This window comes from Methylocystis parvus OBBP (assembly GCF_027571405.1).
Lineage (GTDB): Bacteria > Pseudomonadota > Alphaproteobacteria > Rhizobiales > Beijerinckiaceae > Methylocystis > Methylocystis parva.
Map to the genome: position 1 here is coordinate 119,834 of NZ_CP092969.1, position 19,066 is coordinate 138,899.

The following is a 19,066-nucleotide window of genomic DNA, read 5'->3' on the forward strand; positions in this document are numbered from 1 at the left end:
TCCAACCGAGGAAGCCATCGCGAAGCGCCCATGACGGCGACGCGCCCGCCAGAATGAAAACAACACAAAAAATCGTCGCACGAAGCGCTGAAAATACTCGCATCAAATTTCTCCAAAGGAGCCATTGCGTAATGGTCGGCAGCAAATCTTCCTCTCAAGCCCCAGTCAATCCCTGCGACAGCATTTCGACGCAAAAATGCTGCGGCGCGAACAGGAAAATTCGCAAATCGATCTGAAGACAATTTGCATTAAAATGCGCGCGCTGGTTATCAGACACCTGCTCGCCCGTTCGTCTTTCGACTACGCTTTGCCGTTTCCTGCTTGCGCGCCTGCCCGAGCCCCATCTTCAGCGCCAGCTGCGAGCGTTGTGCCGCATAGTTCGGCGCAACCATGGGATAGCTCTCCGGCAGACCCCATTTGGCGCGATACGCGTCCGGCGTCATGCCCAGAGCCGCCAAATGTCGCTTGAGCGATTTGAACTGCTTCCCGTCGTCAAGGCAGATGAGATAGTCGGGCGTGATGGATTTCTTGATCGGCACCGCCGGTTCGCGCTTTTCGATCGCCGCCGCCGCGGGCGCGCCACTCCCAAGCCCACGCAACGCCGAATCAACGGCGTGGATCAGCCCCGGCAACTCGGTGATGGGCAGCGAATTATGCGCGACGAAAGCCGCCACGATCTCCGCCGCCAGTTCCGTGGCGTTGACCCCATCCGCATCTTCAATTGCGGTCATTCCCAGCTCCCCGAATCGCGCTTTTATTTTTGATACGCGTCAATTCGCGAAGCGTCGAGGGCGTCAACGAATTTTGCAGGAAAGCCGGCCAGGGCCGGAAGAGCGCTTCCCCATTGGCGCTCGGCCCCAGTGTCACGCTGCATTTAAACGGCAGAATCTGCATTCATATATATCAATAGCTTAGCCTTGCGCTTAATTTGATAATTTGTATGATATTTGATAATAAGACGGCGCTTGCTGCACCTTATTTGATAATTGGGCAGCCACACATGCGCCGGTTTGGTAAGGCTCAATGTCTGATCCGTTCCCCGACGATGTGAACCCGGAGGACTGGGAAGAAGCGCGCCGCCGCGCGGACGCGATACGCGAATTTGTGCGCCGGCGACCAAATCGATCGACCGTCGAAGAGATTTTGGAGCTTGCGACCGTACTCGGCGTGAGCCAGGCCACGGCTTATCGATTGGTCCGGCTCTTTCGAAAGGGAGGAGCCGTCTCCGCACTAGTCGATCGTAAGCGCGGACGGCGGAAGGATCATCACACGCTGGACAAGGAGCGGGATGGAATTATCCGCGCGACAATTTCGCGCTTCTATCTCAAGCCAACACGACCGCCCTTCTCGCGACTGGTTCGCGAAGTGCAGACCAAATGCTTGGCTGCCGGTTTTAAGGCGCCGAATTGGCGCACGATCAAAAATCGTTTAGAAAGTATCGACCTTCAACGGCGAGCGAAGCGACGTGGAGAAACGTCGATCGTCAAGGCGACAACGCCGACGCCCGGAGAGCTGGGCGCGTCTCAGCCTTTGGAACTTGTCCAGGTTGATCACACCAGAGCGGACATCATCGTCGTCGATGAAGAAACGCGCGAGCCAATCGGCCGTCCGTGGCTGACGCTCGCGATTGACGTGTTCAGTCGCATGGTGACGGGCTTCTATCTGACAATGGACGCTCCCTCTCGTTTGTCCGTGAGTCTTTGTCTGCTTCATTCGGTTTTCGACAAATCGGCATGGCTGAAGGATCGGGAGATCGACGAACTATGGCCGGTTGCGGGGCTGCCGGCAGTGCTGCATGTCGATAACGGCCCCGAATTTCGCAGCCGCGCCTTTATCCGCGGCTGTGAAGACGCCGGAATGAATATTCAGTGGAGGCCATGCCGCACGCCGCACTATGGCGGACATATCGAACGCCTAATCGGAACGCAGATGGGCGCCGTTCACCTCCTGCCCGGCTCGACATCCAGCAATATCGCAGAGCGTGGCGAGTATGATCCGAAGCTAAACGCGGCCCTGACCCTGCGTGAAGTCGAGCGGTACATTGCCCTCGAAATCGTCGGTTCGTACCATCAATCGATTCATAGCAGTTTGTGTCGTCCGCCAATCGCTGTATGGCGAGAACGCGAGGGAGACATTCCGCTCCGCTTACCTCACGATCGGATGCGCTTCTGGTTGACCTTTTTGCCTGAAGAGGAACGCACATTGCGCCCGGACGGGATCCATCTGTTCAATTTGCGTTACTGGTCCTCGGCGCTCAGCGCCGATGTCGGCAGAACCAAGCGACGGCTCCTGGTAAAATATGATCCCCGCGACATGTCGCGAATCTTCATTCGGCGACCCTCCGGCAATTTTATCGAGGCTCGCTATGCCGATGTAACCTTGCCGTCAGTGACGCTGCGCGAGGCGTTGACGGCGCGGCGCGCCCTACTGGCGCAAGGACGCCGCGAAGTCGATATGCGCTCGATTATCCGCACCGCGATGGCTCAGCGAGAACTTGTTGACGACGCGAAAAGGAAGACGAATGCGTCTCGACGCGGAAAGGCCGCCGGTTCAAAATCCAAGGGAGATCGCAACGGCTGGGGCTCGCTGCGCGGCGTCGATTCCAGACAGCCAGTGCCCTTTGTTGAAGACTCGGACTGAACGGATGCTGACATGAACGATGTAAGCTCCCATCTGACGCCTGCCGCCGCCGCACTTCTCTCGGAATCCGATGAACGTCGCATCCGCGCAATAAAGTCGCGCCGTTGGGTTCTGTATCCGCGGGCCAAACAGGCCCTCGACCGTTTGGGGCTCCTGCTCAACCATCCTCGGGGAACGAGGATGCCATCCGTTGCGATTTATGGCGACAGCGGCATGGGCAAAACCATGATCATGAAGCGATTCCGTGACGAACACCCGCCGGGTTTCAATGCGGTCACGGGCGCGCTCCGAACGCCTGTACTCGCGATGGAGATGACCAGTCGACCGGGAGAACGCCGCTTCTATGCTGAACTGCTCACGCTCCTCGGCGCGCCACAGCGCCCCCGTGCAGACATTGCGCAGATGGAGCAGTCTGCATTGCGGATCATGGAGGCGATCGGCGTTCAGGTGCTCGTTATCGACGAAGTCCATAATATTCTCGCGGGCTCCTATCGGGAACAGAGGGTCGTGCTCAACACCCTTCGATTCCTGAGCAATCGCCTCCAAATCTCGCTCGTCTGCTTTGGCGTCAACGAAGCGCGTGAAGCGATCAGCGGGGATGTTCAACTCGCCCGCCGTTTTGAACAGTTCACGTTGAACCGTTGGGCGGCGGATGAACAATTTGAAGCGCTCGTCGCGTCCATTCTGCGCAACACGCCCTTACGCAATCCTTCCGTGCTCAGCCCGAAATCATTGCGTTGGATGCTTCAAGTGACCGAGGGCATCACGGCAAACATCTTCCATCTGATCAACAATCTCGCCGTGGAGGCGGTTGAAACTGGAAGAGAGCAAATCTGCGACGAAGCCATCGAGAGTTGGCAGCCAGAACTCGATATGGAAGCGGCGTTCGCGTGACGCCCAAGCTTCCTCATTGCGACCAGCTGCCGGTCGTGCTTCCACCGCTGACATATGAGCTTTTGTCGTCATGGATCTGTCGGCATGCGGTATTTTATGGCGTTCAGCCTGTCACCATGCTTCGGCATTGTCTGTCTGATGCGTCGTCGATGCGCGAGATCGATTTCCGACGGACGACCAAACAAGCCGCGTGCATAGCTCACGTGTTCAGAACGGACGCGACCGTTGTTCGGCAAATGAGTTTTGCAAATTTATGCCCAGATTCGCATCGATGGATCGCCGCGAAGCCAATGCAGTTCTGTGCGAATTGCCGGCACCAAGCAAATTCGAAGGGTCCAGAGCCTGTAAGCCGAAGCCAACTTCTCGGATGGCGCATCACGTGCTCGCAATGCGGTTCTCCACTCAGCGACAATGAAGGTAATGCGGTCGCGTCTCCTATCAACTCCAATTGGAACGAAGCGCTCAATGGCCAACGTCTGATTGACGACGAAGCGCAGCATGGCGTTCAAAGCTGGGCGCCGCCAATGGAATTGGCGCGTCTCCTGCTGATGCGACGCGACCCAAGAACAAGTAATGCCGCGCCCAATGGCAATCCCAGACTTCTTGGAGCCGTTCTTCCGGAAATCGACGCCGTTCTCGCAAATAGCCGGATCGTTCTTCCCTCCCCCGCCAAACCAATCCTGCCGCTTATGCTGCGCCCGGCGCTGCTTGCCGCTGTCGCGATCCTTGAACGTCAGGGCCCATTCATGCTGGCGCGGCTCGAAGAGAGAATGATCGACCAGAACCGCTCCCGCTTTCGCGAACTGGCCGCGACCATGCTCTGCATTCCACCCGAGCCCGTGGAATTATCATACTTGCAGCATATTTGATAAATTTGGTCCAGGAGATTCTCACATTTGCTGCAGCAACGGGCGTGAACCGGCGCATTATTGCAATTAAGTGCAACGTGACAAGCTCCATGAAGCGCGCCTCGCTTTGAAGGTCACGAAAGACGAGGATGCGGCTACGAAGCTGAGAACAAAAATTGCCGGTATCGTAGGCCAGCTCCGTCAGATCGAAAATGTTCAAAACCGCGTAAAATAGAACGGTTTATGTCTGTATTTTCGATGTCGCTACCCTTGCAGAAGGTAGACCCTTTGCAAGCTCATTCTGTGCGCGGCACCGCTTTCAGGCGGCGTTGCAAATGCGCCTGTAAGACCTTGTCGCGGACATGCGCGAAGAAGCGGGGCGGCAGCATCCCGTATTCGAAGCGCGCGGGCGACATGCTCGACACGGGGCGCAGGTCTGCCCCCGGCCAGAGGAAGTCATTCGTTTCCGTGACGACTATCCATGAGCGCAAATCGTCCAAGCCAAGGTGCCTTTTGACGAGCGGCGGAATCTCGACCGCATCCTCAGGATTGGCAGGCGGCGAATGCGTGATCGGCAGCACCGTCACCACTTCCCGCCCCTCGATAATCTGGCGCGCCGCGACAATCGCGCAGGGGCGGTCTTTGTTGCCTTCTTCCGTCCCTTGGCTGTGTTCACGCGCCCAGAGATACGAATAGCCAATCACAAGCCCCGGCCTCGGGGTCGGTAGGCTCATGGCGTCCAATCTTTGAGGAGATTATCGAGCGGCGCATGTTCGGCAGAGACTTCACTCCGCGCAATCGCTTTCAGCGTGTCGTCGTCGAGGTCTTCGATCGGACGCGCCACGCGCCCTTTCATGACCATCTCGAAAAACGCCGCCGACATCAGCACCGTGTGCGCGCGCGAATTCTTCGTAATGACGACCGGCGCTTGCTGTGCCGCGTCCTGATAGCGGCCAACATTCTGCTGGAACTCCGTTGACGTGACTTTCATGGCAAAGCCCTCCCCATCTATCTATAATAGATAAAATAGATAACTTTTGCAAGAACAAAGTGATAGCGTCCCCACGCGCTTTTTCAGGGGGCGCGAGGGGGCTTGTCGCAAACCAGTGGCGAGGTCGCGGCCCCCTTGGGAGCGGCCAACTTTCAGGGATTATTAACCGTTTGAAGTCCGAAGCAGAAGGCGAGCAATTCATTCTGGCGGCGAACGGTCCATTCCCCAGCGAAGCCAAAACCCTTTTTGAGCCAAAGCATGGCCTCGAAGCCCGCGATCGTGCGCTTCGCCGTGGCGAATGACTGGAAGCCGCCGATCTTCGGCATGTTCTTCTTCACGTGAAAGTGATCGCTTTCAATCCCTTGCTGCAAATGCTTGGAGACGCGGTGCAGCACGCCGGACGACGTCAGGCCGTCCTTGGCCGCGTCGTCGATGGCTTTGTGGGATAGACGCTCGCGCCGTCCGTCCCGATTTTACCCGGAGCCAGCAGGGGCTGGTCCTTCAGGGCCTTACGAAAGAACCGTTTGGCGGCGGCGAGATCGCGTTTGGCGGTCAGCAGAAAATCGACAGGAACGCCGCGCTTGTCGACGGCGCGGTAGAGATAGCGCCACTCCCCGCGGATTTTCACATAAGTTTCGTCGACACGGATCGAGCCGCAATGCGGACGCCGAAATTGGCGCAGGCGCTTCTCGATCTCGGGCGCATAAGCGAGAACCCAGCGGTTGATCGTGCTGTGGTCGACATCGAAACCGCGCTCAGCGAACAAGCTCTCGACGTCGCGGCAACTCAGGGGATAGCGCAGATACCAGGAGACTGCCTGGATAATGAGCCAGGGCTCAAAGTGACGCCCCTTGAAGTCGTTTTTCGCTCGGCGCTTCAGCTTCTCGGCAAAGGCGGTCAAGAGCATTGGCGATCCCTCCTGTCGGAGAGCCTTTTGCCCCGCCCTGCCTCAAAACTCGGTTAACCCGCATATTTGCGACAGGCCCTGAGATTGCCCAACCGTCACGGGTGAAGAAAAGAAACCGTGACAGCGGCCACCATGGCAACAATGAGAGTGGTACAGATGACCGCGAGTCGGCCTCGTGCCGGAGCTTCGAACGAGTTGCCAACGCGGACGACAAACTGTTCGCGTCGCGCGGCATCTTCCGCCAGCTGATTTGACGCTTTGGTATTCTCGTTGAACGGTTCGATTGACATTCACTCGTCCCCAGAAAAAATTTTCCTAGAAACGAGCGTAGTGATAACATCGCCTTACAGGGCTGAGAGTCAATCAAAAGTCAGGCGAGCGAATCGCGCTGTTCAAACAGAGGCCATTTTGCCCAACGGGAAAGCCTATAAAATCAATTTACGCAAAATAGAACGGCGTGCGTTATTGAATTTAATGACGACATTGGAGGAAAGAGCAAACCAGTATAGCAAGGCATTCGGCAAATCTATCTTAAAGGAAGGTAAAGTTAGAAAATCAGATGAAGTAAGAAACATTGCTATACTAAAGCTTAAGGCAATACTTCTTGCGTCCGATGGAAAAACAAATAGGTGTATCGCAAAAGAAATTGAAATGTCCGAGCATAGTGTCGGAAGGTGGAGAAAAGAATTTTTTGAAATCTTGTCAAGAGATGACCTGCCATTTGAGCGAATAACTGGATATTTCCATTATGATTCAAACGCGCTGGAGGAAGTGATTTGGAGGCTTGAGAATAATAAGCCTATCACGTGGCGTGGATGAAATAATGTTTTGACTGCATCACCTGTCTTGCAAAAGGTAGAGGTTTTGCAAGGAATTTGACCGATCAAGCTTGGCATTTTCCCCCTTGAATTATCCCACCTAGTGGGATAATATACCTTGGTATGGAGAATGCGTGAAGATATTCAAAACCAAGGAATTTGCCCGATATGCGCGGCGCGAGGACATCGACGATCAGCGGCTTTGCGAGGCCGTTGCGCGGGCCGAGCGCGGATTGATCGACGCCGACCTTGGCGGCGGACTTATCAAGCAGCGCGTTGGTCGCGCGGGCCAAGGGCGGCGCGGAGGCTATCGAACGCTCATGGCGTTCAGCTCTCAGACGCGAACCGTCTTCGTTTATGGCTTCGCCAAAAGCGAGCGGGACAATATCGGGCCGGATGAATTGCATTTTTGGCGCAGCGTCGCGCGAGGGTTTTTCACCATGAGCGAGGAGCAGCTTGGAAAGCTGATCGCGGCGCAGGAAATCACGGAGGTAACTTGCCATGACTAAGAGCTGCTATCGCAACAGCCGCCTTGAAGTCTTGCACAGGACTGGCGCGGCGCTGGCGAGCGTCGGAGCGCTCGACAAGGCCACTATGCGCGATCTGGACGCCTTTTGCCTCACAGAGGTTGAAGACCTTACGGGCGCTGACATTCGCGCTCTGCGCGAGCGCGAGCATGTCAGTCAGGGAATTTTCGCGCGGCACCTCAATGTGAGCGCCAAGCTGGTGAGCGACTGGGAAAGCGGCGTCAAGCGTCCAAGCGGCCCCTCGCTCAAATTGCTGGCGCTCGTTCGAACCAAAGGCCTTGCCGCTATCGCGTAGGAGTGAGGCTTCACTCGCTTGCAGCGTGCTGCAAGCTCAAGGGCCGTGAGCGGGAGACCGACGCGGCCTTTGCTTTTTCCGTCCCTCGGTTATTTCCCCGCCGTCACCGCGAATTCCGGCCAACCGACCGACACGCCCCGCCACGGGCCGAAGTTTTTCCCGTCCGAGGATTCCCGCACCTGAATTTGCACATCCGCCGACGCCTTCGACGGCAGCGCCGTGCCGGAAACCTTGCAGCACTAGGGGTCAGCGCAGAATCTTCCCAAAATCGTACGTTAAGGGCGGCTGGACGGTTGAAAGTAAGTATCTCCTCCGAAGCTAGACGACTGATTCCTCGCCCAGAATGCTGATTTTCGAATTCCCGGCCAAACTGCAGCGCCACCATTTGTGGGAGAGCAGCAGGAGGCCAGCAATGAAAAAACACGAAATTCTTTCTCCGCAGTCTCGGGCTGAACTATTCGACCCGCCGACAGATCCGGCCGCAATCGTCCGGCACTACACCCTCTCGCCTGACGACTTAGCGTTGATCCGCCAACGACGTCGTGACGGCAATCGATTGGGATTCGCCGTGCATCTTGCATATTCGAAATTTCCCGGCAGAGTTCTTGGCAGTGAGGAAGCTCCCGCTCCGGACGTGGTCGCCTTTTTGGCCCATCAGCTCGGAATCGAGCCGGGCGCTTATAGTGAATACGCACAGCGTGATGAAACCCGTCGTGAACATCTCGGCGAGATACAGTCGTATTTGCGCGTCCGTCCTTTCAGTCGCGTCGAGTATCGGTCTGTCGCGAAGATTGCGACGGAGGAGGCAATTGGGACGGATCGTGGCCACGTAATCGTTGCAGCCATGATCGAGGCCCTTCGAACTCGTGGCATTTTGTTGCCCGCAGCGACAATTTTGGAACGCCTGAGCCTGGCGGCTCGCGCCCGCGCTCGAAAGCAGGCGCACAAGAATCTTGTCGAGGGATTGGAACTGCAAGCTATCGCCGCGCTGGAGGCGTTGATCGTGGTCAGCGACAGTAGAGATCGCACTGCGCTTGCGTGGCTTCGTGATTGGCCGGAAGCGCCGACCCAGAAGAACCTTGTTGGCGTCGTCGAGCGCTTGCAATTTGTTCGAAGCCTGGGCATCCGGCCAGATCGCGAGCAACGGATTCATCGCGCGCGCTATAGGGCGATCGCCAAGGAAACAACTATTCTTAGCGCCCAGCATCTTTCGCGATTAGACCCCACGCGCCGACTGGCGACTCTGGTCGTGTTCGCCCGCGAAACGGAAGCGATCCTCACGGACGCGGCGCTGGTCGTGTTCGACAAGATGCTTGGCGGCGTCTACCGTCGCGCCGAACGCGTCTACAGAGAAAATGTTGTCCATCGAGCGAAAGCGCTCGATGCGTCTGCGCGTGCGTTGCTCCACATGGCGAAAGCCATGTTGGCGGCGAAGGAGTCTGGAGAGGACCAGGATGCGGCTGTTGAACGATCGCTTGGTTGGGAACGCCTGAAGGCGCTTGTCGCTGAAACAGAAATTGTCGTCAGAAACACGCGCGAAGATAATCTGACCGAAATCGTCGAAAGATATCCGACGGTGCGCCGGATGATACCGGTCCTGCTTAACGCATTTGTATTCCGCTCATGGAAGGCAAACGACACATTGCTCGACGCGCTTGATTTGTTGCGGGGACTTTATGTAGCGCGGTCGAGACACCTCCCTCAGCGCCCGCCCATGGCGGTTCTGAAAGCGACATGGCGCAAGCTCGTTGGACGAGGCCCTACATTTGACCGTCGGGCATACGAGGTCGCTGTAATGATGACGCTACGCGACAGTTTGCGGTCCGGAGACATTTGGGTCGAAGGCAGCCGTGCATTCCGCGCCTTCGGCGATTTTCTTTTGCCGCCCGAGGCTTTTGTTGCGCGTCGCCAAGAGGGCGAATTGGGACTGGCTGTCCCGGGTCGCTTCGATGACTGGCTCACGGAGCGGACTGCTTTGCTTGAATCGCGGCTCAATGAAATCGACGCGCTCGCGTCTGCAGGCAAGCTTGTCGAGGCGGCTATCACCTCAGAGGGGCTATCGATCAGTCCCATTCGCAAAGGCGAAAACGACGAAGTAGACGATGTCGCGCGGCGACTCTACGGCATGCTGCCGCGCCTGCGGATCACCGAGATGCTCGCTGAAGTCAATGGTTGGACAGGATTTGCCGAGCGCTTCGGTCATCTGCGGACCGGCGCGCCGCCCGAGGAAAATATCGGGCTGATGACGGCGTTGCTTGCGGACGCCACCAATCTCGGCCTCGCCCGAATGGCGCGAAGCTCCAAAATATTCAGCCATTCAAAATTGCTTTGGATTGCGGAATGGCATGTTCGCGACGAAACCTACCAGGCGGCGCTTGCCTGCCTGACCGAAGCGATCCACGCGCAGCCCTTCACAAGGGTCTGGGGTGACGGCGGCGCATCATCGTCGGACGGACAATTTTTCAAGGCAGGCGGGCATGGCGAAGCCCGCGCCGATTACAACGCCAAATATGGCTCCGAGCCGGGCGTCAAGTTTTATACGCATATCTCCGATCGCTACGCGCCGTTTCACACCAAGGTCATCGCCGCCAACGCTAGCGAGGCCGCGCATATTCTGGACGGGTTGCTTCACCACGAATGCTCGCTGGATATCCGAGAGCACTATACGGACACGGCGGGCGCCGTCGATCACGTATTCGGTCTCTGTCACCTCACGGGCTTTCGATTCGCGCCGCGCATTCGCGATCTTGCCGATCGTCGCCTCTATGTCGCGGACGCTCGTGCGACCTACGCATCTCTTGACCCGATGATCGGCGGCGCTATCGATTTTCGAGTCATCGACGAAAACTGGGATGAGACGTTGCGCCTTGCGGCATCGATCAAAGCCGGGACCGTTGCGCCGTCGATTCTGATGCGTCGGCTCGCGGCTTACCCCAAACAGAATGCGCTGGCGAAGACCCTTCGGGAAATAGGCCGGCTCGAACGCACGCTCTTTACCCTCGACTGGATCAGCGACCCGGCTCTGCGGCGGCGAACGAATGCCGGCCTCAACAAAGGAGAGGCGCGGAACGCGCTCGCCAGGGCGGTGTTCTTTCATCGCCTTGGCGAAACCCGCGACCGCACCTTCGAAAATCAACGCTACCGGGCCTCTGGCCTCAATCTCGTGGTGTCGGCCGTCATTCTGTGGAATACGGTCTATCTCAGCCACGCCGTTGCTGAACTCCGCTCCAGCGGAGAACGGGTCCGTGACGATTTGCTCGCTCATATCGCGCCGCTCGGCTGGGAGCACATCACCTTCAATGGGGACTATGTCTGGCCGACCGAGCCGCTCCAAAACGCCTTCCGACCCCTCCGCAACCCGCGATCCGAGCTACTCGATGCGGCTTAGAGTACAATTTTGGGAAGATTCTGCGATGACCCCTGAAAGACGCGGATCGCCGAAAGGACGAGTTTCTCGCGACGCTCGCCCATGAACTCCGGAATCCGTTGGCGGCGATAAAGGCGGCGACCTACACCTTGGATCATGGGAGCGCCAGGGAAACCAAAGCGAGGCAGGAAATCGACGCCCTCGCAATTTTAGACCGGCAGGTCGATCAGCTTGTTCGCCTGGTCGACGACCTCCTCGAGGTATCGCGTATCAGGACAGGAAAAATCACCTTACGGTTAGAGCCTGTCGATCTTGAAAAAGTGCTGCGGCAAGCCATAGAAACTGCTCAGCCGGAACTGGACCGCGGTCGGCACACTTTGAAAGTGGACCTGCCGAATGATCAAATTGTTCTCCGGGGCGATTTGGTGCGCCTCATACAGGTATTCGCCAATCTTCTGAACAACGCTGCAAAATACACTGATCCGAATGGTAAGATAGAGCTCTCCGCCGAGCGGTTTGGTCGCGAGGCAATAGTCACAGTACGCGACAATGGCATTGGCATCCCATCTGATATGCTACCTCACATCTTCGATTTCTTTACCCAGGTTGACGGCGGCGAGCGCCGCGAAAAAGGTGGGCTAGGCATTGGGCTTGGCCTCGTTCGCGACTTGGTAAAGCGTCATGGTGGGAGCGTTGAAGCAAAGAGTGACGGGCAGGGGCGAGGCAGCACCTTCACCGTGCGACTTCCAATTTTCGAAGACGGCCCCCCATAGCGCCCCCATTTGCCGCCTTCCCTCTATACCGGCCGGCCAAGGGCCTCGCCAATCTCTGTAGCCCCCGGATGCGCGCGGTCAACCTCGCTTGCGCTGGCGGGCGCCGGTCCGCATCTCGGCGCTTCGCGGAGATAGAAGGACCGTTGCTTGCCGTTGGTGCGTCAGCGCAACCAACTTCCGACCCCGCCATGCCCGGAGCATGTGCCGCTTCGCGAATGCGAGAAGCTGAACTCGCCATCTCGGCATTTTGCCGTCGCGCCATCGGGCGCCGCTCCCAATAGGCTGTGAGCGGGGGCGTGCACGGTTTCGCCCTTTGCGTTTGTGTAGTCGCCGTGCTCTTTGAGCTGCTCCTCTACCGGAGCGCCCGGGGTCAGCGGCTTGAGCGGCGATTTCGCTTCGGCGCTTATTGCCCAGGACGTAAAGACGGCGCAAAACATAGCCGAACGCATGAAAAAAGCCCTTAAAGTTGCTTGTCTTGATAAAGCGGCGCCGGTTTGCCTTCGCCCTCTCGTGGGTTCTTATGCGGGGCGTTGCCCCGGTGCACTCCAAGGCAGAGCTATGTCGTAGGTCGCGACGTAAGCAAGCGTAGCCATTGACTAATCAGCGTCGCTCCGGCCGGACTGGTCGCAGTATCGGGCGAGCGGGATAGCGTCGGATGAGGCCAAATGCCCGGCATCGCAAAACAATTCCGATAAGTTGTATGTTTGTTCGGCTTTCGTGCATGCCGCGCAATAAGCCGCTGTCGGAGCATCGGAATTATCAGGTTCTGGAAGCGTTCCGTTTGATCGGTTTTATGATCCTGAGCGCTCTCGGGCCTGTCAGGCCGGAGTCGATGAAGACTAACGGAATGAAAATCACCCCGTTCCTATTCGAAAATGACAAGCTCATCAGAACCATAGACCGCAATGGCGGGCCATGGTTCATTGCCAAGGATGTTTGCGAGGCGCTCGGTCTTGCAAATAGCCGAGACGCGATCGAGAAGCTGGATGCCGATGAAAAGGGTGTCGCTTCAACCGACACCCTCGGCGGACGGCAGGAAATGCAGATCATTTCCGAATCCGGCCTCTACGCCCTTGCCCTCCGCTGCCGTGACGCCATGACGCCCGGCACCGTCCCGCACGGCTTCCGCAAGTGGGTTACGGCAGATGTTCTTCCATCCATCCGCAAGACCGGCGGCTATAGTGGGGGCGCTGAATTCGACGAGGCCAAGTTCGCGCGCATAGCGGCGGAATCGGCACGGGCCGTCGTCGAGGCCCTGCTGCCTGGCATGATCGACGGCATTCTTGCGGCGCGTGGCGGCTGCTTTAAGCCCAGCAGGCAAACGTGGCTTCCGGAACATAGTCCCCAAGGATGCGGTTAGTTAGTGTCCGCCCTCTCGCAAGGGAGTTGAAAATGACGCGCCGCCGCTTAGGCCACACCGGCAGTCACGCGCTTCTAGCGCTCAGTCTCGGTTGGTTCTTCGCTTCTACCGCGCTAACACCGTCGCTCGCCGCGACACCAACGGGAGAATGGGATTTAGCCTACAGCGGCCGTTGCAGCATCTTTCAGCTCTCACCCCGACCAAATCAAAGGACGTGGTATCGCTACTATCTACATAATTGGCGTTATGGCGACGAAAGAGACTTCACTTGTTTCATACAAGAACACTAGCAGGAGCGTCGGTTGACGTGTCGGCGCTTCTCGGAACGGTATAGGCGCCGTCGCTGTGGCGGCGGCTCAGATGGCCGCCTACGGCGCGAGGCCGTCTCTTGCCCGCCCGCGTTGCTCTCCCCATTTTACAGGCTAAATTGATTCAACCCCGAAACGCCCATGAACCTGCTTTGGATCCTGCGTAGATTGCGCGTCGTTCTCGTCGTCCTCACAGGGCTTGCGGCCGGCATTTCGTGGGGCGCGCTGGAACAGAGCCCTCAGACCAAAGAATGGTTGGGCAATAGCGTTCCATCTTCACGCGAATAGCGCGAGAGCGCTTGGCGGCGGCGGTCATTGAAGAATTTCGCGATTCGGACTATCTTCCCCTTCGGGAAGTGAGAGAGGCTTTCGTCTCCCCCGCCCCCTCTGGGTTAGCAGGAGATGGAAAGGATCAGTTTCCATCTCCGCCACCGGAGTTTGAGCATCGCCAGCCTTACAGCCACGGGGCAAAGGGCGACGAAAGCGCGCTCGATCGGCGAGAGCGGCGGTTTCGGTGCGGCTTAGGGCCAGACGAATAATCGGCCGTCGCGCTGCGCTCTTTTTTGGCAAGCCAGCCTCGCGTTATGACTCTCGCAGTAGGCTAATTTTCTATCAGACCTTACACAACTGTGCCCCGCCCGCCATCGGTTCTCGGGTTGGCGTCAATCTTTGCCGTGGCCAGGATTTGCGAGCCAATACACAATGCAGAACCCGGCGGTGATCAAGCCGGAACCGAAGAGCGTTCCTGAAACGCCTTCGTCGGGGATGGCGTAGCTGGCGATAGACATGAGCAAGCCCGCCGTCGCGACATAGAGCGGCGTTGGCTCGCGCTCGGGCGGCCTATTCTGAAGCTTGCTTCGCCATCCCATTCGCATGGCCTTTCTTCAACCTCACGCCAGCCCCGCCACCGTTCTCAGGGATGAATTCGACGCCGGCGGCTTCAAGAGCGGAGCGGGCCTTTGCCATTGCATCTTCGCTGACACCCTGACCGACAGAGATTCCCGCCCGCACCCCAAGCAGTCGCTTCAACGTTTCGACTGATATTCCAGCTCGCTCGGCAAGCTCAGCTTGCGAGAGGTTCAACATCGCAAGGGCACCGCGAAACTGCGCTGGGGTGACATTTCCCGGGTATGACATTTTTAAGTTGACACATTTAGGTATATAAGCTACATAAATAGGTATACCCAAGTTGGGTATTGGACGCAAGCGAACTACATCACTTCAAAGGAAGCTCGCCATGAAAATTGCCCACCTCTTCGACGATCCTACCGTCCGCGCCATGCTCGAAGCCGCTGAGCGCGACGAAGGCGAGCAGAGCTACGTCCCGGCGCGCCAGCCCGAGCCCCTATTGGGGTCGTTTGCGGAAGGGGGCGGAATCCTACGCTAAGCCGAGAACGCGCTTTCCGTAAGTTCTGAGTTCGCCATTGGGGCCGACGTAGCGATAGAGGGTGACGCGTTCGATCCCGAGTTCGGCGCAGAGCGCGGAGACCGAAGTGTCGCGTTGAGCCATCGCGGCCTGAGCGAGACGAACCTGGGCTTTGGTGAGGGCAAATTTTCTGCCGCCTTTGCGACCGCGAGCGCGAGCGGCGGCAAGGCCTGCGACGGTGCGTTCACGGATCAAATCGCGTTCGAACTCCGCCAGTGTCGCGAAGATGCCGAAAATCATGCGGCCGGACGAGGTCGTCGTATCGATCTGCGCGCCTTTTCCAGTCAGCACCCGCAAGCCTACGCCGCGCCCCGACAGTTCTTTGACGATGTTGACCAAATGTGCGAGGGACCGCCCCAGCCGGTCGAGCTTCCAGACCACGAGCACGTCGCCCTCGCGCAACGCCCGAAGACAGGCTTCCAGGCTTGGCCGATCGTCCCTGCTCCCCGAGGCGCGGTCCTCATAAACCTGATCCTGCTGGACGCCAGCGGCGCCCAGGGCGTCGCGCTGCAAGTCGAGAGACTGCGAGCCGTCGGCTTTCGAGACGCGGGCATATCCGATCAGCATGTTTCACAAACGATGTTTGAGGCGTCTGCGGCGCCGGAGCTGTTCTGTCGCCCAGACTTGTATCTTAAGACGTATCTTAAACAAAGCATCTTAAACCATAGGAAAAATTGAAAAAGGAACACGCATGCCGCGCCGGATCGTGCTGACGCCTCGGCAAAGAGAAGCGCTTCTGCGCCTGCCGACCGACCAGGCGGAACTGCTCATCCATTACACTCTCAGCGACGAGGATATCGCTCACATCAAGCGGCGACGGCGTCCCCATAACAAATACGGTTACGCGCTGCAGCTTTGCGCGCTGCGCTACCCGGGGCGCATTCTGGCGCCGGGGGAGCTGATCCCGAAGGAGGTTCTGGAGTTCATCGGAGCGCAGCTCGGCCTGCGTGCTGACGATCTCGCCGATTACGCCGTGCGTGAGGAGACTCGCCACGAGCATCTTGCGGAGCTGCGCAGAATTTACGGTTTTCGTTCCTTTTCAGGGCGCGTCGCCCGCGATCTACGAGACTGGCTTGGCCGCGAAGCCGAGTTCGCGGCGTCAAACGAGGATCTGGTTCGCCGGTTCGTGAACGAATGCCGCCAATCTCGCACGATCCTTCCGGCGATATCGACGATCGAGCGCTTGTCCGCCGATGCGTTGGTCGACGCGGAACGCAAGATCGAAAGCCGAATGGCCGATCGATTGAGTCCCGAGGTCCGAGAGCGATTGCTGCGTCTCCTCGAAGAGACGGTTGATGAACGGGTGACGCGCTATGTCTGGCTTCGGCAATTCGAGCCAGGCGCCAATTCGTTGGCCGCCAATCGATTGCTCGATCGTCTGGAATATTTGGAAGGCCTTCCTCTTCCGGACGGCCTTTTGGCCGATGTGCCGGTTCATCGGGTTGCGCGTCTGCGCAGGCGCCCGCATCACCGATCTTCTGTTGGAGGTGGACGCCAGCACCGGATTTTCCGAGGCGTTCAGGCATCTGCGAACCGGAGAGCCCTGCGCCGATCAGATCGGCTTGATGAATGTCCTCTTGGCGGAGGGCGTCAATCTCGGTCTGCGAAAGATGGCCGAGGCCACCAACACTCATAGCCATTGGGAGCTGATCCGCTTGGCGCGTTGGCATGTCGAAGGCGAGGCCTACGACCGCGCATTGGCCATGGTGGTTGAAGCTCAGGCCGGTCTCCCGATGGCCGCCTTTTGGGGGATGGGCGCTTCTGCTTCGAGCGATGGACAGTTCTTTGTCGCCACTGAACAGGGCGAGGCCATGAACTTGGTCAACGCAAAATACGGCAATACGCCAGGGATCAAGGCGTACAGCCATGTCTCGGATCAATATGCTCCGTTCGCGACTCAGGTGATCCCTGCCACCGCCAGCGAAGCGCCGTATATCCTCGACGGCCTGCTCATGAACGACGCGGGTCGGCGCGTTCGCGAGCACTTCGCCGACACCGGCGGATTCACCGATCACGTTTTCGCGGCATGCACGCTTCTCGGTTACAACTTCGCTCCTCGCATTCGCGACCTTCCGTCGAAGAGGCTATATGTCTTTGACCCCGCCGAGGTCCCGGCCGATCTGCGTCCGTTGGTCGGCGGCAAAATCAATCAGGCGCTCATTGAGCGCAACTGGCCAGACATACTGCGCATCGCCGCCACCATCGCGACGGGAACGATCGCTCCCAGCCAGATATTGCGGAAGCTCGCGTCCTATCCCCGTCAGAACGAGCTCTCATGCGCCTTACGTGAAGTCGGCCGCGTCGAGCGAACTCTTTTCATGATCGACTGGATCATGGACGCCGACATTCGGCGACGAGCGCAAATCGGCCTGAACAAGGGCGAGGCTCACCACGCCTTGAAGCGAGCCGTCAACTTCCATCGGCGCGGCGAAATACGCGACCGCTCTGGCGAAGGCCAGCACTACCGCATCGCCGGCATGAACCTCCTCGCCGCCATCATCATCTTTTGGAACACGATGAAGCTCGGCGAGATCGTGGGCGCGAGAACACGCGAGGGCGCGCCCGTGTCTCCCGATCTCTTGGCCCACGTCTCGCCGCTCGGATGGGAACACATCAATCTCACGGGCGAATATCGCTGGCCAAAGACCTTACCGTAGGATTCCGCCCCCTGCCGCAAACGACCCCCTATTGATCGGCGGCGCCGAGGCCGTGCTGGAACTGGAAGAGGTCTTTGCATGACCCGCCACGTTCCGTCGCCACAGGGCGCGCGGTCGCTCGCAGCCAAATTTAGGATTGCCCGTAGGAGAATCGCATGACCCACCAGCAAGAGGCCGCAACGATTAAGCCCAATACTTCTGAAACCAGCGTAAGCCTGAGCACCGTGCAATCAGAAGTAGGGCGTCTCTATCATCTACTCGACGCGACGGCTGATATACTTATGGAAATGAATTACGAGCGCGATGGAAAGCGAGATGTAGAGTTAGACCGCGTCGCGGCGCTCGTCTTTATTGCTCGTGACAACGTCCAGCGCGTCTCCCAAACAATCGACGACAACTTCTATGCGATCGAGGGAGGGACCCGGAAATGACCATAATCAAGCATTCCCGCCGCGCCATCGTCGCCGGGCTTCCCGTTGCCGCTGGCTCGGCCATAGTGGCGGACCCGGTCATTGCCGCTATGGCGGAGAGGGAACGTTTGGAGGCTATCCACATCACCGCCGTCAACACAACTGACAGCTTGGTATTCTGTGGGGACGAGAGCGCCATCGAAGCTGCCGAACAGGCGCAATCCGCAGCCTGCAAAACCGTATGCGACTTTGAAAGAAAAATGAAAGCGACCATCGCGCCTACGACCCCAGCGGGCGCAATTGCGCTACTGCGCTTCGTTGCAGACGACATGGATTTATTCGCAGACCAGGAAATAGAGAACAGGGCCGCGATACTTTCCGCCATCGCGGTTTTAGAGCGAGGGGCGTCGTCATGACCGCTTCTTCCTCCCCCGTCGACCAACTCGCCTGCATCCGCGCCCGCGCGAGGCTCCTCGAGCTGGCGCTCCTTGGCGCCGATGGCTCCGGCATGTCGCTTGAGGATGAAATCTACCGTGACGCCCTCACGCAGCAGGTGCAGGACATCGCCCGCGGGCTGGATCGCCTCGCGGAAGCCATGGAAGGCGAGCGGGCGTCCACATGACGGCCGCCACCCGCTACGATCGCGCCGCCGTCATGTGGGACGCGCACAAGCGCTACCGGGACGGGCAGCGGCTGGGGCTCGATTGGAGCTTCGGCCGTTGCCTGTCGACGGCATGGAAGGCGGCGAAGATGCGGCGCACCTGGCCCCGAAATCTAGACCGACCAGTGGCGCTGACGATTTGCTGACGGCAATTTTTGGTGGTTTCGAGACAGCGCGTAAGTGT

General features: G+C 58.4%; 22 protein-coding genes and 2 pseudogenes. 15 read left to right on the top strand and 9 right to left on the bottom strand.

Translation table 11 applies throughout. The features are described 5' to 3' along the window. Window positions 1–269: 269 nt before the first annotated feature. A complete protein-coding gene (locus tag MMG94_RS20295; RefSeq protein WP_016922155.1) occupies window positions 270–731 on the bottom strand; it encodes a Ros/MucR family transcriptional regulator in 462 nt (153 codons plus the stop codon). A gap of 412 nt (window positions 732–1,143) precedes the next feature. On the opposite strand from MMG94_RS20295, the gene MMG94_RS20300 reads away from it, so the two are divergent. The 3 genes from MMG94_RS20300 to MMG94_RS20310 are packed head-to-tail and all read left to right on the top strand — an operon-like array spanning window position 1,144 to window position 4,403. Further along, on the top strand, window positions 1,144–2,640 hold the full coding sequence (locus MMG94_RS20300) for a Mu transposase C-terminal domain-containing protein (RefSeq protein ID WP_338037875.1): 1,497 nt from the start codon (window positions 1,144–1,146) through the stop codon (window positions 2,638–2,640). A 12-nt stretch (window positions 2,641–2,652) separates the two neighbouring features. After that, complete coding sequence (locus MMG94_RS20305) at window positions 2,653–3,534, top strand: TniB family NTP-binding protein (RefSeq protein WP_016922186.1); 882 nt, start codon at window positions 2,653–2,655, stop codon at window positions 3,532–3,534. Beyond that, complete coding sequence (locus tag MMG94_RS20310) at window positions 3,531–4,403, top strand: TniQ family protein (protein ID WP_195840190.1); 873 nt, start codon at window positions 3,531–3,533, stop codon at window positions 4,401–4,403. The genes MMG94_RS20305 and MMG94_RS20310 overlap by 4 nt, the downstream gene beginning before the upstream one ends. Window positions 4,404–4,678: 275 nt before the next feature. Here the strand turns inward: MMG94_RS20310 and MMG94_RS20315 are convergent, their stop codons facing one another. The 4 genes and pseudogenes from MMG94_RS20315 to MMG94_RS20330 form a co-directional block, all read right to left on the bottom strand. Continuing rightward, window positions 4,679–5,116 (bottom strand): hypothetical protein, encoded by a 438-nt coding sequence (locus tag MMG94_RS20315; RefSeq protein WP_026016532.1) that lies wholly within the window; start codon window positions 5,114–5,116, stop codon window positions 4,679–4,681. Then, window positions 5,113–5,373, bottom strand: coding sequence for a type II toxin-antitoxin system Phd/YefM family antitoxin (locus MMG94_RS20320; RefSeq protein ID WP_016921892.1), 261 nt, complete (start codon window positions 5,371–5,373; stop codon window positions 5,113–5,115). The genes MMG94_RS20315 and MMG94_RS20320 overlap by 4 nt, the downstream gene beginning before the upstream one ends. A gap of 152 nt (window positions 5,374–5,525) precedes the next feature. Continuing rightward, window positions 5,526–6,280, bottom strand: a pseudogene (locus MMG94_RS20325) (IS6 family transposase). Window positions 6,281–6,375: 95 nt separating this feature from the next. Beyond that, the gene (locus MMG94_RS20330) at window positions 6,376–6,570 is read right to left on the bottom strand and encodes a hypothetical protein (RefSeq protein ID WP_154420407.1); all 195 of its coding nucleotides are present in this window, start codon (window positions 6,568–6,570) and stop codon (window positions 6,376–6,378) included. Window positions 6,571–6,688: 118 nt separating this feature from the next. Between MMG94_RS20330 and MMG94_RS20335 the strand changes: the two genes are divergently transcribed. The 5 genes from MMG94_RS20335 (at window position 6,689) to MMG94_RS20355 (ending at window position 12,060) form a co-directional block, all read left to right on the top strand. Continuing rightward, complete coding sequence (locus tag MMG94_RS20335) at window positions 6,689–7,099, top strand: helix-turn-helix domain-containing protein (RefSeq protein WP_154420409.1); 411 nt, start codon at window positions 6,689–6,691, stop codon at window positions 7,097–7,099. Between the two features lie 133 nt (window positions 7,100–7,232). Continuing rightward, window positions 7,233–7,607: a type II toxin-antitoxin system RelE/ParE family toxin gene (locus tag MMG94_RS20340; protein ID WP_016921893.1), complete on the top strand. Its 375-nt coding sequence runs from the start codon at window positions 7,233–7,235 to the stop codon at window positions 7,605–7,607. Then, on the top strand, window positions 7,600–7,920 hold the full coding sequence (locus tag MMG94_RS20345) for a helix-turn-helix domain-containing protein (protein ID WP_016921894.1): 321 nt from the start codon (window positions 7,600–7,602) through the stop codon (window positions 7,918–7,920). Before MMG94_RS20340 ends, MMG94_RS20345 begins: the two co-directional genes overlap by 8 nt. Window positions 7,921–8,332: 412 nt before the next feature. Continuing rightward, window positions 8,333–11,308 carry a Tn3 family transposase gene (locus MMG94_RS20350; protein ID WP_026016533.1) on the top strand — a complete coding sequence of 992 codons (2,976 nt, stop codon included), beginning with the start codon at window positions 8,333–8,335 and terminating at the stop codon, window positions 11,306–11,308. A 32-nt stretch (window positions 11,309–11,340) separates the two neighbouring features. Further along, window positions 11,341–12,060 carry a sensor histidine kinase gene (locus MMG94_RS20355; protein WP_275938815.1) on the top strand — a complete coding sequence of 240 codons (720 nt, stop codon included), beginning with the start codon at window positions 11,341–11,343 and terminating at the stop codon, window positions 12,058–12,060. 161 nt (window positions 12,061–12,221) lie between these two features. Here MMG94_RS20355 and MMG94_RS20360 read toward each other — a convergent pair whose 3' ends face one another. Further along, window positions 12,222–12,509 (bottom strand): DUF3761 domain-containing protein, encoded by a 288-nt coding sequence (locus MMG94_RS20360; RefSeq protein WP_081495748.1) that lies wholly within the window; start codon window positions 12,507–12,509, stop codon window positions 12,222–12,224. A 272-nt stretch (window positions 12,510–12,781) separates the two neighbouring features. On the opposite strand from MMG94_RS20360, the gene MMG94_RS22215 reads away from it, so the two are divergent. After that, window positions 12,782–13,420, top strand: a complete 639-nt coding sequence (locus tag MMG94_RS22215) for a BRO-N domain-containing protein (protein WP_244415528.1) — start codon at window positions 12,782–12,784, stop codon at window positions 13,418–13,420. 970 nt (window positions 13,421–14,390) lie between these two features. Here MMG94_RS22215 and MMG94_RS20370 read toward each other — a convergent pair. Together MMG94_RS20370 and MMG94_RS22220 are read right to left on the bottom strand one after the other, a co-directional pair. Continuing rightward, window positions 14,391–14,516, bottom strand: coding sequence for a hypothetical protein (locus MMG94_RS20370; RefSeq protein WP_270111437.1), 126 nt, complete (start codon window positions 14,514–14,516; stop codon window positions 14,391–14,393). Between the two features lie 52 nt (window positions 14,517–14,568). Next, window positions 14,569–14,865, bottom strand: a complete 297-nt coding sequence (locus MMG94_RS22220) for a hypothetical protein (protein WP_081495749.1) — start codon at window positions 14,863–14,865, stop codon at window positions 14,569–14,571. A 100-nt stretch (window positions 14,866–14,965) separates the two neighbouring features. Here MMG94_RS22220 and MMG94_RS20380 point away from each other — a divergent pair, with 100 nt between their 5' ends. Next, complete coding sequence (locus MMG94_RS20380) at window positions 14,966–15,115, top strand: hypothetical protein (protein ID WP_016921901.1); 150 nt, start codon at window positions 14,966–14,968, stop codon at window positions 15,113–15,115. Here MMG94_RS20380 and MMG94_RS20385 read toward each other — a convergent pair. Further along, entirely contained in the window at window positions 15,107–15,721 is a 615-nt protein-coding gene (locus MMG94_RS20385) for a recombinase family protein (protein ID WP_016921902.1), read from the bottom strand. The genes MMG94_RS20380 and MMG94_RS20385 overlap by 9 nt on opposite strands. A gap of 124 nt (window positions 15,722–15,845) precedes the next feature. Between MMG94_RS20385 and MMG94_RS20390 the strand changes: the two are divergent. The 5 genes and pseudogenes from MMG94_RS20390 to MMG94_RS20410 all read left to right on the top strand — a co-directional run bounded on the left by MMG94_RS20390 (window position 15,846) and on the right by MMG94_RS20410 (window position 19,028). Beyond that, window positions 15,846–17,811 (top strand): annotated as a pseudogene (locus MMG94_RS20390) (Tn3 family transposase). A gap of 155 nt (window positions 17,812–17,966) precedes the next feature. After that, the gene (locus MMG94_RS20395) at window positions 17,967–18,242 is read left to right on the top strand and encodes a hypothetical protein (protein ID WP_016921906.1); all 276 of its coding nucleotides are present in this window, start codon (window positions 17,967–17,969) and stop codon (window positions 18,240–18,242) included. Next, on the top strand, window positions 18,239–18,637 hold the full coding sequence (locus tag MMG94_RS20400) for a hypothetical protein (RefSeq protein WP_016921907.1): 399 nt from the start codon (window positions 18,239–18,241) through the stop codon (window positions 18,635–18,637). Before MMG94_RS20395 ends, MMG94_RS20400 begins: the two co-directional genes overlap by 4 nt. Further along, the gene (locus tag MMG94_RS20405; protein ID WP_016921908.1) at window positions 18,634–18,843 is read left to right on the top strand and encodes a hypothetical protein; all 210 of its coding nucleotides are present in this window, start codon (window positions 18,634–18,636) and stop codon (window positions 18,841–18,843) included. Before MMG94_RS20400 ends, MMG94_RS20405 begins: the two co-directional genes overlap by 4 nt. Beyond that, window positions 18,840–19,028: a hypothetical protein gene (locus MMG94_RS20410; protein WP_016921909.1), complete on the top strand. Its 189-nt coding sequence runs from the start codon at window positions 18,840–18,842 to the stop codon at window positions 19,026–19,028. The genes MMG94_RS20405 and MMG94_RS20410 overlap by 4 nt, the downstream gene beginning before the upstream one ends. Window positions 19,029–19,066: the final 38 nt, after the last annotated feature.

Coding starts and splice junctions, on each gene's coding strand:
- MMG94_RS22215 (WP_244415528.1), top strand. CDS start 12,782: ATGCCGCGCAATAAGCCGCTGTCGGAGCATCGGAATTATCAGGTTCTG.
- MMG94_RS20315 (WP_026016532.1), bottom strand. CDS start 5,116: ATGAGCCTACCGACCCCGAGGCCGGGGCTTGTGATTGGCTATTCGTAT.
- MMG94_RS20370 (WP_270111437.1), bottom strand. CDS start 14,516: ATGTCTATCGCCAGCTACGCCATCCCCGACGAAGGCGTTTCAGGAACG.
- MMG94_RS20405 (WP_016921908.1), top strand. CDS start 18,634: ATGACCGCTTCTTCCTCCCCCGTCGACCAACTCGCCTGCATCCGCGCC.
- MMG94_RS20320 (WP_016921892.1), bottom strand. CDS start 5,373: ATGAAAGTCACGTCAACGGAGTTCCAGCAGAATGTTGGCCGCTATCAG.
- MMG94_RS20305 (WP_016922186.1), top strand. CDS start 2,653: ATGAACGATGTAAGCTCCCATCTGACGCCTGCCGCCGCCGCACTTCTC.
- MMG94_RS20360 (WP_081495748.1), bottom strand. CDS start 12,509: ATGCGTTCGGCTATGTTTTGCGCCGTCTTTACGTCCTGGGCAATAAGC.
- MMG94_RS20400 (WP_016921907.1), top strand. CDS start 18,239: ATGACCATAATCAAGCATTCCCGCCGCGCCATCGTCGCCGGGCTTCCC.
- MMG94_RS20350 (WP_026016533.1), top strand. CDS start 8,333: ATGAAAAAACACGAAATTCTTTCTCCGCAGTCTCGGGCTGAACTATTC.
- MMG94_RS22220 (WP_081495749.1), bottom strand. CDS start 14,865: ATGTCATACCCGGGAAATGTCACCCCAGCGCAGTTTCGCGGTGCCCTT.
- MMG94_RS20380 (WP_016921901.1), top strand. CDS start 14,966: ATGAAAATTGCCCACCTCTTCGACGATCCTACCGTCCGCGCCATGCTC.
- MMG94_RS20330 (WP_154420407.1), bottom strand. CDS start 6,570: ATGTCAATCGAACCGTTCAACGAGAATACCAAAGCGTCAAATCAGCTG.
- MMG94_RS20385 (WP_016921902.1), bottom strand. CDS start 15,721: ATGCTGATCGGATATGCCCGCGTCTCGAAAGCCGACGGCTCGCAGTCT.
- MMG94_RS20345 (WP_016921894.1), top strand. CDS start 7,600: ATGACTAAGAGCTGCTATCGCAACAGCCGCCTTGAAGTCTTGCACAGG.
- MMG94_RS20395 (WP_016921906.1), top strand. CDS start 17,967: ATGACCCACCAGCAAGAGGCCGCAACGATTAAGCCCAATACTTCTGAA.
- MMG94_RS20295 (WP_016922155.1), bottom strand. CDS start 731: ATGACCGCAATTGAAGATGCGGATGGGGTCAACGCCACGGAACTGGCG.
- MMG94_RS20410 (WP_016921909.1), top strand. CDS start 18,840: ATGACGGCCGCCACCCGCTACGATCGCGCCGCCGTCATGTGGGACGCG.